Genomic DNA, 13,052 nt, shown 5'->3' on the forward strand with positions numbered 1-13,052 from the left:
CTTGTCCGGATCGTCAGCTTTGACCAGAGAACAGCGTACGCGTAGCGCCGCCGACCCATATCTGACCGTCGCCATCGCGCTCGATCTGCACACGTCCGGTACGCCCCAGAACCGTCCCCTGCGCCGCGATATAGGGACCGTCGACGCGGCCCGACGCGTAAAGCCATTGCGCGACCGAAGCGTTCAAGCTGCCGGTGACGGGATCTTCAATCACCGCGCCTTGCGTATCCGTGAACAGGGCGCGCACTTCGAACGCCGCTTCCTGCCCGATGGAATGCGGCCCGACGACGCCCACTTCAATGGACCGCGCATGGTGACGCTTCGGCTGCAAAGCCAGAACCTCGCCAGCGGAGCCGAGCATGATGCCGATCCAGCCAGGGCCGTTGTCGATCCAGGCGGCCTCGACAATCGCATCCCGACCGATATTGAGAAAATCCGCGATCTCCGCAATCTCGGCCTCGCTCGGCGGCCCGAAACGCAGCAAGGGCGGGGCCGCGAAGGCCAGACCTTGTTCCGACTGCCGGACGGTGATGAGGCCGGCGCCGCATTCCTGCACGATACGACCAGAGGTGCGCGGCTTGCCGCCGGCTTCCAGCCAGGCGTGGCAGGTGCCGAGCGTCGGATGACCGGCAAAAGGCAATTCCCGTGTCAGCGTAAAAATCCGCACGCGATAATCGGCCTCGGACGTCGTCGGCGGCAACAGAAACGTCGTCTCGGACAGGTTGAGCCAGCGCGTGATGCGCTGCATCGTCTCGGTATCCAACCCCTCGGCATCCGCAATCACGGCAAGCGGGTTGCCTGAAAAATCATCGCGGCCGAAGACATCGACCAGACGGAAGGGGCGGTTCATCGCAGCTCTCTTTCGTGATCCCAATTCATCATCCTAGGCAGCGGCCTTGGGACAAGGCCATCATCGACAAGGCATGACCGCCCCTGCCCGCCATCGCGCGAAGGCGGCCGGCATCTTGCATCCAGGCTTCAGCATTCTGACCAACCGTTTCGGGGGCGCGGTTGCCTCCGTCCGCAATCTGCATTGGAGCGTCTCTGCGATGACCGAAAGCCCTGCCCCCTCGCCTGCCATCGATCTTGTCGAACTCACGGTCGAAACGGCTCAGGCGGCCATGGCCGATGGCACCACGACCTCGGAAGCGCTGACGCAGGCCTTTCTCGACCGCATCGCGGAATACAACCCGAAATACAACGCCATCCTGTTCGTGAACCCGGATGCGCTGGAGACGGCGCGCGCCATCGACCGCCGCCGCGCGGCCGGCGAAGTGCTTGGGCCGCTGGCCGGTATTCCGGTCGTCGTGAAGGACCCGATGGATATGGTCGGCATTCCGACCACCGCCGGCTGGGCGCAGCTTTACAGCAAGACCGGCGGCGTCGATCTGATGCCCGCCACCGACAGCCCGGTCGTGGCGCGCATGAAAGCGGCGGACACCGTCATCCTCGGCAAAACCAATGTGCCGATCCTCAGCCATACCGGCGCGGATGCGAATGACAGTTTCGCGGGGCCGACGCTGAATGTCGCGGCCCCTGCTCTGCTGCCCGGCGGCAGCAGCACCGGCACCGCCGCCTGCGTCGCTGCCAGCCTCGCGGTGCTGGGCCTGGCCGAAGAGACCGGCGGATCGATCCAGAACCCGGCCTCGGCCCAGGGGCTGGTCGGTATCAAGCCGAGCCATGCGCTGGTGCCCAATGCCGGCGTGGTGCCGCTGTCGGCGCATCGCGACGTCGTCGGGCCCATCGCCCGCTGCGTGCGTGACGCCGCCCTTTGCCTGGACGTGCTGGCGGGCTTCACGGCGGAAGACCCCAAGACCATCGCGGGCGTCGGCCACAAGCCGAAGGGCGGCTATACGTCAAAACTCTCCAAGGACGCTTTGCAGGGCAAGCGCATCGGCCTCTATGGCGCCGGCTGGCGCAACCAGCCGCTGTCGGACGAAGCGGCCAGCCTTTATGCGAAGACGCAGGCGGAACTGACTGCCCAGGGCGCCATCCTGATCGCCGACCCCTTCGCGGGCAGCGGTTTCGCGGACCTCCGCCAGCAGACCGTGCCGGGGCAGGATTTCGACGCCCGCGGCATGGAATCCGTGCCCTATGACGTCGAGCAGTATTTAAAGCGCCTGGGTCCGGATGCCGCGCTGAAGACCTTCGCGGAATTCGCGGCGGCGACGGCGAAGGACGACGCCTTCGCCCCCGGCGGCGCGCTGCATTACATGACCTATGCCCGGCAATTCGCGGCCTGCCTGGCGAATCCCAGCGTCCCGCCCGACCTGTCGGACTTCGTCGAAGCGCGCGAAGCCTATATGGAGATCTTCAACACGGTCTTCGCGGCCGAGAAGCTCGACGGGCTCTGCTTCCCGCAGATGCGCACCGATCTGGCCGGGCTGCATAGCGGCGGCCGTATCGATGAGACGACGGTGAGCGAGATCAATATCGCCGGCCTTCCCGGCGTCACGGTGCCGGCCGGCTTCTATGCCTCCGGCGCGCCCTTCAACCTCATCTTCGTCGGGCCGAAATGGAGCGAGGCGGAATTGCTGGCCCAGGCCTATGCCTATGAGCAGGCGACGCATCACCGTCGCGCGCCCAAGCTGCTGTAATCTCGACCTCCGGGCCCGGCTCGCCTAAACAGGCGGCCGGAGCCCCACTATGACACCATACGTCACCGAAACTGTTCTGCGTACCATCCGCACGGAAATGCAGGGCCTGGCAGCCCTAGAAGCCGCCTTGCCGCACGGATTGAATGAGAGCTTCGCCGATGTCGCCAGCCTGATCGAGCAGAGCGGCTGCGTCATCGTCACCGGCATGGGCAAATCCGGGCTCATCGGCCGCAAGATCGCGGCGACGCTCGCCAGCACCGGCACGCCCAGCCATTTCGTCCATCCCGCCGAGGCGAGCCATGGCGACTTGGGCATGATCGCGCCGAATGACGTGGTGCTGGCGCTGTCCTGGTCGGGGGAGACACCCGAACTCGCCGATATCGTCGCCTATACCCGCCGCTTCGGCATCAAGCTGGTGGCTATGACGTCGCGCGCCGACAGCGCGCTCGGCCGCGCTGCCGATCTCAAACTGCTATTGCCCGTCGCCGAGGAAGCCTGCCCGAACGGGCTGGCGCCGACCACAAGCACCACCATGCAGCTGGTGGCGGGCGACGCGCTGGCGATCCTGCTGTTGGAGCGGAGCGGTTTCACGGCGCATGACTTCCAGCGCTACCATCCCGGCGGCAAGCTCGGCGCCCGCCTGCTGACGGTGGGTGCGCTGATGCATACGGGGGACCAGCTGCCGCTGGTTCCGGGCAGCGCCACGCTGTCGCAGGGCATCGTGGAGATGACCTCCAAGCGCTTCGGGATCGCGGCCGTGGTGGACAAGGCCGGACATCTGGTCGGTGCCCTGACGGACGGCGATTTGCGCCGCGCTTTCCGCGCCGGTTTCGTCGATATGCCGGTGGAGCAGGCGATGGGCCGGCGCCCGCAGATCATGGCGCCAGGCGATCTGGCCGCCTTGGCGCTCGCCCGGATGAACGAGATGCGCATCACCTGCATTTTCGTGGTCGAGGGTGATAAGCCTGTCGGCCTCGTTCATATCCACGATCTGCTGCGGGCCGGGGTCGCCTGAAGCATCTGCGCCATAGACGAAAACCCCGCGCAGCCGATGGCCGCAGCGGGGTTTTTCATCGCAAATCGCTGTATAGGATGGTTCCCGGGCCAAACCCGGAGACGACGAGGGGAAGGAGCTCCCCTTATCCCGTCATCCGCGCCTGTCTTGCGCGGAACACCCCATTGCCGCAGGCGGCGCCGATATCGACGCCAGCCAAATTACTTAATTTTGGCTTCGCGGAACACGACATGCTTGCGGGCAACCGGATCGTATTTCTTGAATTCCAGCTTGCCCGTCTGCGCACGGGTGTTCTTCTTGGTCACATAGAAATAGCCCGTCTCCGCGGTGGAGAGGAGCTTGATCTGAACGGTGTTCGACTTCGCCATAGGTCCACTTCCCGTCGCCGCCCTTGAGTCCGCCTCAACCGCCCTTGCGGTATCGGCGCCTTCGACCAGCGCGTTAATTTCAAAACAGGCGCGGGAAATGACCCATCGGCCCTGCGCGGTCAAGCCCAGACTGCGCAGAGCGGACCCTATTCGCCGGAAAGTTCCCGCCGCCGCCTGTCCAATTCCTCGGTATAGCGCCGCAAAGCATGCTGTTCCGTCAGCAGCCCGATGACATGCCTATGCTCGCTGCTATCGACCACGGCCAGCGCGTCACTCTCCGACTCCTCGAAAAGGGCGATGGCGGTTTTCACCGTCATGGCCGGTGTCAGGACGGTGTCGGGGACGTGCAGAAGCTCGCCCACACGATCGGCCGTGATATCGGGGCTGAAGGCTTCCGAGGTCTGCACGATCCCGGCGTAGCGCCCGCTTTCGTCCACCACGATGACACGATGCGTGGAGCCCAGCGGAAAATCCCGGCGGAACGTGTCCAGGCTGGTCGTGGTTGGGATGGTCCGCTGTTCCCGCCGCATCATGCGCCCGACGCTCAAACTATTGACCCAACCGATATCGACGGCGCTACGGATCGCCTCGCCGCGCAGATGGAAGCGCCAAGTCGCGAAGGAATAGCCGAAGGTGCGCCGCGCGGTGAGTGAGGAGACGATGACGGCAGCCAGCACCGCGACCGTGAGAGGAAAACTCTGAGTGCTCTCCAGCGCCAGGAAGCACATGGTCAGCGGCCCGCCGATGACGGCGACCGCCATCGCGCTCATGCCGATCAGCCCGTAGACCACGGGTGGCAGCACCGGCCCCACGGCCAGCAGCGCCAGCACGCCGGCAAAAACCTTGCCGACCAGCGAGCCCAGGAACAGCGAGGCGAAGAACAGGCCGCCGCGGAAGCCGGACCCGATCGAGACGGCCGAGGCGATAGATTTCAGCACAAGGCCGGTCAGGATCAGCAGCAGCGGATAATCCATGCCCAAACCGTCGCGCAGCGCGCCATGGCCGGAGGACAGCACCATGGGCGTCACCATGCCGCAGAGGCCGACGATCAGGCCTCCGACCATGGGACGTGACCAGACAGGCAGCGGGCTGCGGCGGAACCAGCTCTCCGCGATCGTGACGCCGCGCATGACCGCGATCGCGACCAAAGCGCAGATGATGCCCAAGGCGAGGATGGGCACGAATTGGACGACCGGAAAGGCATCCGGCAGCAGCAGATTGAACCCGTCGATGCCGCCATGCAGGCCGCGCTCGACGAAAACCGCCGTCAGCGAGGCCACCACGACCGGCGCCAGATTGCCGATGGTATAGGTGCCGATGACCAGCTCGATGCCGTAGAAGGCACCGGCGAGCGGCGCGTTGAAGGCGGCACCGATGGCGCCGGCAGCACCACAGCCGACCATCAGCCGCAGGTCGGTGCGCCGCAGACGGAAGCTACGCCCGAGGGAAGAGGCCAGCGCCGAGCCCATCTGGGTATAGCCGGCTTCGAGCCCGACGGAGGCGCCGACACCGCAGGACAGCAGCGTCTGCAGGCAGACGATGATGCTGTCGGTGAAAGACATGCGCCCGCCATACAGGGCATTGGCTTCGATCGGATCGATGGCGCGATGCGGCCGCCAACGCGCGAGGCCCAGGCCCAGCAGGCCCAGCAGCAGCCCACCCAGGGTCGGCACCAGCAGCAGCCGGGGAATGGCGATTTCGGAAGCCGAACTCAGCCTTCCGGTGCTGGGAATATCGAACAGCGTTTCATGCAGAAGCTGAATGGTGCCGTTCATGGTGACGACGATGATGCCGGCACAGACGCCGACCGCCGCTGCTAGAACGGTCAGCCAGATTTCGTCCGCGCGCACCAGCGCCCGCAAGGTCTGCGGGGCGTGGAGAACCCAGTCTCCCCATTGTTGGCGGCGGCTGCGGCCTGGCCAAGTGCGCGTCGACATCGTCCAAAGTCCCGAGGCTCAACCAACCGCCCGTCGAGCGGTGCCTGCCGTCATGCAAATAGAATTCCAGACCGCGGCCCGGATCGGCCGCCGCCCATTCCGCCTGCAGCCGCGGTGGATAACCGCGACCTCTCTCTTTTGCTCATAACTTCAAGGAGGAAGTAAGACGGGGAGCGGGGAAACCGGCCGAAAATCGTCTCCCCAACGATCACGACAGAGCAAAGCATTGCCACAAGCCGTGTGCGCTACAAAAAGGGCGCAGCTGCTGCCGCAACTGCGCCCTTTTTGGCGAAACTTTCGTCGGAAGCGGGACAGGCCCCGCTATAGTCGTCGCGCCGCCGTGATCGACATGACCAGGAAGACGAGAAAGATAACCAGGAAGACAAAGAACAATAGCTTCGCGATGGCTGCCGATGCGCCCGCAATGCCGGTAAAGCCCAGCGCGCCGGCGATAATGGCAATGATCGCGAAGATGATCGCCCATTTCAACATGACGAACACCTCTGTTTGTGATGAAAAACAGGTAGGGATTCCCGGACGTTTTCCAACGCCGGCTTAGCACCGCCACGGCAGGTCTTCCGCAAAACGTGAACAGGCGACGATCAGACCCGCAGCCGGAACCGACCCGATGCACCGTCTTTGGGCAGCAATGAGACCAGGCGCCCATCCTGCCATTGCGTGAGCGCGGTGAAGGCGCGCAGGTTCTGGCCGCCCGCTCCGAACAGCGCGCCCCAGCCATTGGCGAGCGTGCCCTGGGCCAGTCCCAGACCCTGCACGGTGTTCAGCACCTTGTCCTTGTCGGTCGTCTTGGCGAGACGCAGCACGTCGAAACACAGCCCGGCACCCGCGAAATGCGACAGGCTGAGGCCGGAACGCGGCGCGGCGCCGAAACGCTGCTCGTACAAGGTTGCGACCATCGCGGCGTCCGGCGCCAGCCGCGTATCGATACTATAGGGGGTGACACCGACCGCGAGCGTGCCTTCCAATGCCGGTCCCACCATCATCGCCGTGTCGCGGGAGCCATAGGCCGAGGAAGCGCCGATCATGGCGCGCGGCCGCCAGCGCCGGGTGGCGAGCGCGGCATGCAGCAGCACCACATCCTCGCTGCTGCCGTAATGGATCAGAACGTCGGGCTGCATGGCGGCGAGACGTGCGGCGATCGCCGTGAAATCCGCATCCTCCGACTGATAGGCGATGGTCATGGGCGCGGTCATCCCACGGCGCTGGGCGGCGGCGGCAATCAGCGGCAGCAGCGCCATGCCGCTCGATCCATCCGAATAGAGCAGCGTGGCGGAGAGCGACGCGGGGGCCTGTTTCAGGGCCGGCGCGACCAAAGTTTCGGCCGCTTCCACCGCACGGTCAGCCACGCCGTTTTCGGTGTCGCAGATACGCAGCAGGTAATGGAAGCCGCGCGTCGTGATCGACGGCATGGTCGCGCTGAGTTCCCAATAGGGAATGCCCGAGCCCTCGCTCGCTTCGCTGGCACCGAGGCTGAGCGTGCTGTCGCCGGTACCAAAGATCAGAACCGGCTGCTGATCGGAAATCATGCTGCGGGCGGCAGCGACCGCACGATCAGGGTCGGCGGCGTCACCCTGCACAAGGTTGATCTGCTTGCCGAACAGCCCACCGCCGGCATTGCAAAGATCGGTCGCCAGCTGCACGCCGCGCAGGCACTCATTGCCCAGCGTCGCCAGCGGCCCGGTCAGCGGAAACAGCGCACCGATAACGATGCGATCATCGTTCTTGCGAGGCGGCGTCGCGGCATGACCTTTGGCCGGCATTGCCGCTGCCGCAAACCCCGCCGCCAAGCCGCCCAAAACACTGCGCCGCCCAGCGGCCATCGACGAAAGCTCCTGAAACCCGTCAAGACAAGCATCACGCGCTGTCGCATGACTGATAGGCTGGCCTTACTACTGCCCTGGCCTTGGCGGCGAAAGGGCAGCGCTTTAACTAAATCGACCTGACCTGACGGCAGCGAGCGCCGTCAGCGTCAACTTTCGGCCGGCCCCACCCCCAGACGGACGAGACCCATTCCATGACGCTTCCGCAGTCCATGCTTGCGATTTTGGCCCAAGGCGTCGGCGGCCCCGAGGTCATGCAACTGGCCGAAGCGCCGATGCCGACATTGCGCCCCGGCGACATCCTCATTCGCGTGGAAGCGGCGGGCGTCAATCGGCCGGATGTCCTGCAGCGCCAGGGCGCCTATCCGCCACCGGCCGACGCCAGCCCGATCCTGGGCCTGGAAGTCGCCGGCACGGTTGCGGCCTTGGGGGAAGGCACCACCGGTTACGCGGTCGGCGACCGCGTCTGCGCGCTCGCTAATGGCGGCGGCTACGCGGAATATTGCGCGGTGCCGGCGACCCAGGCCCTGCCCTGGCCTACCGGTTATGACGCGGTGCAGGCGGCGGCGCTGCCGGAAAACTATTTCACCGTCTGGGCCAATCTGTTTCAGATGGGCGGCCTGCATGCGGGCGAAAGCGTGCTGATCCACGGCGGCTCGGGCGGTATCGGCATCACGGCCATTCAGCTGGCCGCCGAATTCGGCGCCGTCGTCTTCACGACCGTCGGCAGTATCGACAAGGCCCGTGCGGTCGAGCGCCTGGGCGCCCATGCCGCAATGGATTATCACACGGTCGATTTCGCCGATGAGGTCAACCGGTTGACCGCCCATCGCGGCGTCGATGTCATTCTGGATATCGTCGGTGCCCCTTATTTCGAGCGCAATATCGCATCCCTCAAGCGCGGCGGACGGCTGGTCTTCATCGCCTTCCTGCAGGGCGCCAAGATGCAGGACGTCGACCTGCAACCGATCATGGTGAAGCGCCTGACCGTAACGGGCTCCACCCTCCGCCCCCGCACGGCGTCCGAAAAGGCCGCCATCGCGCGCGGATTGCGGGAGCGCGTCTGGCCCGTTCTGGATGAAGGCCGCTGCGCCCCGGTGATCGAGACCGTGTTTCCGCTCGCCGACGTCGCCCGCGCCCATGCCCTGCTGGAGAGCCGCACCCATATCGGCAAGGTCATGCTGAAAGTGGCGGACTGACCCGGCCATGCTGCTGAAAACGATTACGCTGGGCGAAGCGGCGGACGGACGGACGCCGGTCATTCTGCTGCACGGCCTGTACGGCTCGGCTCGCAACTGGGGCCAGCATCAGAAGACGCTCGCGGGCGGCGGTCGCCAGGTCATTACCATGGACCTGCGCAATCACGGCGAGAGCCCGCATGGCCCCGTCGCCTCCTACGGCACCATGGCGGAGGACGTGGCCGAGACGCTGGCAGCGATGGGCATCACCCGCTGCCGGCTGCTGGGCCATTCCATGGGCGGCAAGATCGCGATGCGCCTCGCCCTCACCCGCCCTGACCTGCTGGAACGCGTCATCATCGCCGATATCGCCCCGCGCACCTATCGTCATGGCAATGCGGCCCTGGCCGAGGCCATGCTGGCGCTTCAGCTCACCCCCGGCATGACGCGCGCGGAGGCGAGCGCGGCGCTCGCCGACCGCATTCCGGATGCGATGATCCGTTCCTTCCTGCTGCTCAACCTGCGGCTGGGCAGTACCCAGCCCAATGGCTGGCGCATCGGCCTGTCGGAACTGGCGGAGGCCATACCGGTGATCGAAGGCTGGGAGCCGAGCGCGGCTCAATATCCCGGACCGTCGCTGTTCATCGCGGGCGGGCGGTCGCATTACCTGATGGATGGGGAAAAGGCCGGAATCCGCGACCTTTTCCCGGCCGCGCGCTTCGTCGTGCTGGAAAAGGCAGGGCATTGGCTGCACGTGGACGACCCGGCCGGTTTCATCGCCGCCATCTCGCCCTTCCTCGACGAGGGTTAGGGTCGGCCGAAAAGCGCCGCGAGCGTGACCGCGAACCGGTCGCCAAAGCCGCGCAGACCCGGCGCCTGATCCAGCGGGCGCTTCAGGTCACGCGCCGCGAGGATCGCCGGAAGGGCGGCGGCCCGCGCCACACGCGGTAGTGGCGGCGCCAGACGGGCCGCCTTCAGCCAGCCCGCGCCCTCGGCCTTCAGCGCCGACAATACCGGAACCAGCGCGGCATCCGTCGGCCGGGCTGCGGCGTCCTCCGGGATCAGCCCCTGATGCTCCAGCAGATCGACCGGCCAGGGCGCGAAGCCCTGCCGGGCCAGCGCGAAGCGGCTGCGCAGCAAACCGGCCGCGCCATAGGCCGCGCCACGCAGGCGCAGCCCGTGTAGCACCTGCGGGTCCCGTACACCCAGCGCCTGTCCTGCCGCGACCGCCAAGCCGCCGGCACCGGCGAGCAACCAATCCCGCCAGGCCTGCAGCGTCTCGAAATGCCCGTCGACCTCGGCCTCCCGCGCGTCGATCATCCCGAGCAGCGTCTCACGCTCCACCATTCCCGTCGCGATCAGGTCAAAAAGCGGCGTCGAAATCTCACCCGGCTTCGCCTCGCCCTCCACCACCTCCCGCCACCATTGCAGGCGGATCAGGGCGAGCAGGCTCTGGCTCGTCACCTCCCGCGCGCGGGCAAGCTCATGATTGAACGCGAAGAGGATCACCAGCGCCTCCCGCCGCTCCACGGGGGCAAAAAGCGTGGTCAGAAAACGGTCCGGATCATGCCGGCGCAGCGATTCGCCAAGGGGAGAGAGCATGGCCGGGTGATGGACCGCCCCAAGGCCGAAGGCAAGGTTACGCAAGAAGCGGTGAAGCCAAGCGGATCGGTGCGATCCGGCGATATCGGGCGCCGGGGGTGGGTTGACGCATCCTGGCCTCGGAATAAGTTAGGCTGTGTAGCAGGGCCCTGCTGGCTGACCTTTGGCCCTCAACCCGATCCCAAAAAACGAATGGAGCGCATCATGGCTTTCGAGCTTCCCGCACTGCCCTATGACGTCTCGGCCCTGGCTGGCGCCGGCATGTGCCAAGAAACGCTGGAGCTGCATCACGGCAAGCACCATCAGGCCTATGTCACGGCGCTGAACGGCTTCGTGGAGAAGAATGCGGCTCTGCAGGGCAAGTCCCTGGAAGAGATCGTGAAACTCTCCTACGGCCAGAGCGACCTGGCGCCGGTCTTCAACAATTCCGGCCAGCATTGGAACCACATCCTGTTCTGGAAGAACCTGTCCCCCACGGGCGGCGCCATTCCGGGCAAGCTGGAAGCCAAGATCACCGAGGATTTCGGTTCGGTTCAGGCCTTCAAGGACGCCTTCAAGGTGGCCGCGACCACGCAGTTCGGCTCCGGCTGGGCTTGGCTGGTTCTGGCCGCCGACGGCAAGCTGAAGGTGACGAAGACCCCGAACGGCTCCAACCCGCTCGCGACCGGCGAAGGCAAGGTTCTCCTCGGCCTCGACGTCTGGGAGCACAGCTACTACCTCGACTTCCGTAACCGCCGCCCGGACTACACCCAGAACTTCCTGGACAAGCTGGCGAATTACGAATTCGCCGAAGCCGAACTCGGCTGAGGCACAATTCTTCAGTCATCCCCGGCCCTGTCCCGCGGACCTACCCGCCATGGCGCATGGCGCCATATTGGCGCCTGCCCAACCGGGTAGATCCGCGCAACCAGTGCGCGGACGACATGAAGGATGGTTCCAATAAAAAAGCCCGGGGCAAAACCCCGGGCTTTTTTTTCGGTCGAAGCGATGGAAGCGTTAAGAAGCCTGCGTCACCGCCGGCTTCGCGTCATTGGCCGCCACCGGTTTGATGATGCCGGAGATCGTCGAGCGCATGACCATCACGCGGACATTCGGCGCGATCTCGACCTCAACCTCGTCCGAGCCTTCCTTGATCTTCTGCACGACGGCGATGATGCCGCCCGAGGTCAGAACGCGGTCGCCGCGCTTGATGGCGCTGAGGCTGGCCTTGAGGGCCTTCTGCTTCTGCTGCTGCGGACGAATGAGGATGAAGTAGAAAACGCCGAAGATCAGGACCAGTGGGGCGAATTGGGCCAGGCCCGCGAGAGAGGTGCCGCCACCAAGCGACTGGGCGAAGGCCGGGGAAATCAGGTGCATTGGGGCATCCGGTTCGGTTACTGCGTGAAGGCGCAAGGCTGCGTGATGGGATCTGGAAAGATCGTCATAACACGGCCCAGGCTCAAGTTCGCGGGACCATAGGGCGCGCTGATCCGCCGTCAAGCCTTGTCACGAGCAGGAGGCTGCCCTGCCAGAAATTACCTATCTCTTTCAAGGCAGAAGCGTTCGGCTGCCTGATGCGCGTCCGCGCCCCTGCCCTCGCCTTGGACGGAAAAGCCCGATGGATGCTTCGCTCACTGATCTTCTGACCCGCATCGCGGACGCGCTGGAGCGGCTGGCCCCCCCGGCCCCCGCCGCGCTCGATCTTGCAGCTGCCGAGGGCTTCATCTGGCAGCCGGCCGAGCGTCGGCTTGTGCCCGTGCCGCATATCGCGCGGCTGCCGATCGACCTCATTCAGGGCGTCGATCAGCAGAAACAGATCATTCTGGAGAATACGGGCCGCTTTGCCCGCGGTTTCCCGGCCAATAACGCCATGCTGTGGGGGGCGCGCGGCATGGGCAAATCCTCGCTGGTGAAGGCCGCGCACGCAGCCGTCGCGGCCGACAGCCGGGTGAACGGCGTCAGCCCCTTCAAGCTGATCGAAATCCACCGTGACGATTTGCGGACATTGCCGGAGCTGCTGAACCTGCTGCGCGGCCGGCCCGAGCGCTCGGTCGTGCTCTGCGACGACCTCTCCTTCGAGAAGGAGGACGCTGACTATAAGGCACTGAAATCGGTGCTGGACGGCGGCATCGAAGGCCGGCCCGACAATGTGCTGTTCTATGCCACCAGCAACCGCCGGCACCTGATGCCACGCGACATGATCGACAACGAACGAGCGACCGCAATCAATCCTGGCGAGGCGATTGAGGAGAAAGTCTCCCTCTCCGACCGTTTCGGCCTGTGGATCGGCTTCCATAACTGCGACCAGCCGACCTTCTTCGCCATGATCGAAGGCTATGCGCGGGCGCTGCACCTGCCGATCGAGACAGACGCGCTGCGCGCCGGCGCGGTGGAATGGTCCGTCACCCGCGGTGGCCGCTCAGGCCGCGTCGCCTGGCAATATATTCAGGAGACTGCGGGGCGCCTGGGCGTGACCATTCCCGGTAGCCTGGATTGACCGTCAGCGGGTAGATCCCCGGAACAAGTGCGGGGACG

13 protein-coding genes are annotated in these 13,052 nt (G+C 65.5%); 6 read left to right on the top strand and 7 right to left on the bottom strand.

Going from position 1 to position 13,052, the window contains the following annotated elements; all coding sequences use genetic code 11:
* Positions 1 to 13: 13 nt before the first annotated feature.
* A complete protein-coding gene (locus tag ACELLULO517_RS02295; protein ID WP_227305494.1) occupies positions 14 to 850 on the bottom strand; it encodes a PhzF family phenazine biosynthesis protein in 837 nt (278 codons plus the stop codon).
* 73 nt (positions 851 to 923) lie between these two features.
* On the opposite strand from ACELLULO517_RS02295, the gene ACELLULO517_RS02300 reads away from it, so the two are divergent.
* Positions 924 to 2,597, top strand: a complete 1,674-nt coding sequence (locus ACELLULO517_RS02300; protein ID WP_227305496.1) for an amidase — start codon at positions 924 to 926, stop codon at positions 2,595 to 2,597.
* A 49-nt stretch (positions 2,598 to 2,646) separates the two neighbouring features.
* Positions 2,647 to 3,612 carry a KpsF/GutQ family sugar-phosphate isomerase gene (locus tag ACELLULO517_RS02305; protein ID WP_227305498.1) on the top strand — a complete coding sequence of 322 codons (966 nt, stop codon included), beginning with the start codon at positions 2,647 to 2,649 and terminating at the stop codon, positions 3,610 to 3,612.
* Between the two features lie 200 nt (positions 3,613 to 3,812).
* Here the strand turns inward: ACELLULO517_RS02305 and rpmG are convergent, their stop codons facing one another.
* From rpmG to ACELLULO517_RS02325, 4 genes are all read right to left on the bottom strand, one after another.
* Positions 3,813 to 3,980 carry a 50S ribosomal protein L33 gene (gene rpmG / locus ACELLULO517_RS02310; RefSeq protein WP_227306051.1) on the bottom strand — a complete coding sequence of 56 codons (168 nt, stop codon included), beginning with the start codon at positions 3,978 to 3,980 and terminating at the stop codon, positions 3,813 to 3,815.
* A gap of 146 nt (positions 3,981 to 4,126) precedes the next feature.
* Complete coding sequence (locus ACELLULO517_RS02315; protein ID WP_227305500.1) at positions 4,127 to 5,917, bottom strand: chloride channel protein; 1,791 nt, start codon at positions 5,915 to 5,917, stop codon at positions 4,127 to 4,129.
* A 321-nt stretch (positions 5,918 to 6,238) separates the two neighbouring features.
* Positions 6,239 to 6,409, bottom strand: coding sequence for a DUF1328 family protein (locus tag ACELLULO517_RS02320; protein WP_227305502.1), 171 nt, complete (start codon positions 6,407 to 6,409; stop codon positions 6,239 to 6,241).
* A 110-nt stretch (positions 6,410 to 6,519) separates the two neighbouring features.
* Positions 6,520 to 7,758: an ABC transporter substrate-binding protein gene (locus tag ACELLULO517_RS02325; RefSeq protein WP_227305504.1), complete on the bottom strand. Its 1,239-nt coding sequence runs from the start codon at positions 7,756 to 7,758 to the stop codon at positions 6,520 to 6,522.
* A gap of 194 nt (positions 7,759 to 7,952) precedes the next feature.
* On the opposite strand from ACELLULO517_RS02325, the gene ACELLULO517_RS02330 reads away from it, so the two are divergent.
* Entirely contained in the window at positions 7,953 to 8,957 is a 1,005-nt protein-coding gene (locus ACELLULO517_RS02330) for an NAD(P)H-quinone oxidoreductase (protein ID WP_227305506.1), read from the top strand.
* 7 nt (positions 8,958 to 8,964) lie between these two features.
* A complete protein-coding gene (locus tag ACELLULO517_RS02335; protein WP_227305508.1) occupies positions 8,965 to 9,747 on the top strand; it encodes an alpha/beta fold hydrolase in 783 nt (260 codons plus the stop codon).
* Here ACELLULO517_RS02335 and ACELLULO517_RS02340 read toward each other — a convergent pair.
* Entirely contained in the window at positions 9,744 to 10,583 is an 840-nt protein-coding gene (locus ACELLULO517_RS02340; protein ID WP_227305510.1) for a squalene/phytoene synthase family protein, read from the bottom strand. The genes ACELLULO517_RS02335 and ACELLULO517_RS02340 overlap by 4 nt on opposite strands.
* Positions 10,584 to 10,742: 159 nt before the next feature.
* Between ACELLULO517_RS02340 and ACELLULO517_RS02345 the strand changes: the two genes are divergently transcribed.
* A complete protein-coding gene (locus ACELLULO517_RS02345) occupies positions 10,743 to 11,345 on the top strand; it encodes a superoxide dismutase (RefSeq protein ID WP_227305511.1) in 603 nt (200 codons plus the stop codon).
* Positions 11,346 to 11,534: 189 nt separating this feature from the next.
* Here the strand turns inward: ACELLULO517_RS02345 and yajC are convergent, their stop codons facing one another.
* Positions 11,535 to 11,894 carry a preprotein translocase subunit YajC gene (yajC, locus tag ACELLULO517_RS02350; protein ID WP_227305513.1) on the bottom strand — a complete coding sequence of 120 codons (360 nt, stop codon included), beginning with the start codon at positions 11,892 to 11,894 and terminating at the stop codon, positions 11,535 to 11,537.
* Positions 11,895 to 12,135: 241 nt separating this feature from the next.
* Here yajC and ACELLULO517_RS02355 point away from each other — a divergent pair, with 241 nt between their 5' ends.
* Positions 12,136 to 13,014 (top strand): ATP-binding protein, encoded by an 879-nt coding sequence (locus ACELLULO517_RS02355; protein ID WP_227305514.1) that lies wholly within the window; start codon positions 12,136 to 12,138, stop codon positions 13,012 to 13,014.
* Positions 13,015 to 13,052 lie beyond the last annotated feature (38 nt).

This window comes from Acidisoma cellulosilyticum (assembly GCF_020621385.1).
GTDB lineage: Bacteria > Pseudomonadota > Alphaproteobacteria > Acetobacterales > Acetobacteraceae > Acidisoma > Acidisoma cellulosilyticum.

Coding starts and splice junctions, on each gene's coding strand:
- ACELLULO517_RS02325 (WP_227305504.1), bottom strand. CDS start 7,758: ATGGCCGCTGGGCGGCGCAGTGTTTTGGGCGGCTTGGCGGCGGGGTTT.
- ACELLULO517_RS02305 (WP_227305498.1), top strand. CDS start 2,647: ATGACACCATACGTCACCGAAACTGTTCTGCGTACCATCCGCACGGAA.
- ACELLULO517_RS02315 (WP_227305500.1), bottom strand. CDS start 5,917: ATGTCGACGCGCACTTGGCCAGGCCGCAGCCGCCGCCAACAATGGGGA.
- ACELLULO517_RS02345 (WP_227305511.1), top strand. CDS start 10,743: ATGGCTTTCGAGCTTCCCGCACTGCCCTATGACGTCTCGGCCCTGGCT.
- ACELLULO517_RS02330 (WP_227305506.1), top strand. CDS start 7,953: ATGACGCTTCCGCAGTCCATGCTTGCGATTTTGGCCCAAGGCGTCGGC.
- ACELLULO517_RS02295 (WP_227305494.1), bottom strand. CDS start 850: ATGAACCGCCCCTTCCGTCTGGTCGATGTCTTCGGCCGCGATGATTTT.
- ACELLULO517_RS02320 (WP_227305502.1), bottom strand. CDS start 6,409: ATGTTGAAATGGGCGATCATCTTCGCGATCATTGCCATTATCGCCGGC.
- ACELLULO517_RS02355 (WP_227305514.1), top strand. CDS start 12,136: ATGGATGCTTCGCTCACTGATCTTCTGACCCGCATCGCGGACGCGCTG.
- yajC (WP_227305513.1), bottom strand. CDS start 11,894: ATGCACCTGATTTCCCCGGCCTTCGCCCAGTCGCTTGGTGGCGGCACC.
- ACELLULO517_RS02300 (WP_227305496.1), top strand. CDS start 924: ATGACCGCCCCTGCCCGCCATCGCGCGAAGGCGGCCGGCATCTTGCAT.
- rpmG (WP_227306051.1), bottom strand. CDS start 3,980: ATGGCGAAGTCGAACACCGTTCAGATCAAGCTCCTCTCCACCGCGGAG.
- ACELLULO517_RS02335 (WP_227305508.1), top strand. CDS start 8,965: ATGCTGCTGAAAACGATTACGCTGGGCGAAGCGGCGGACGGACGGACG.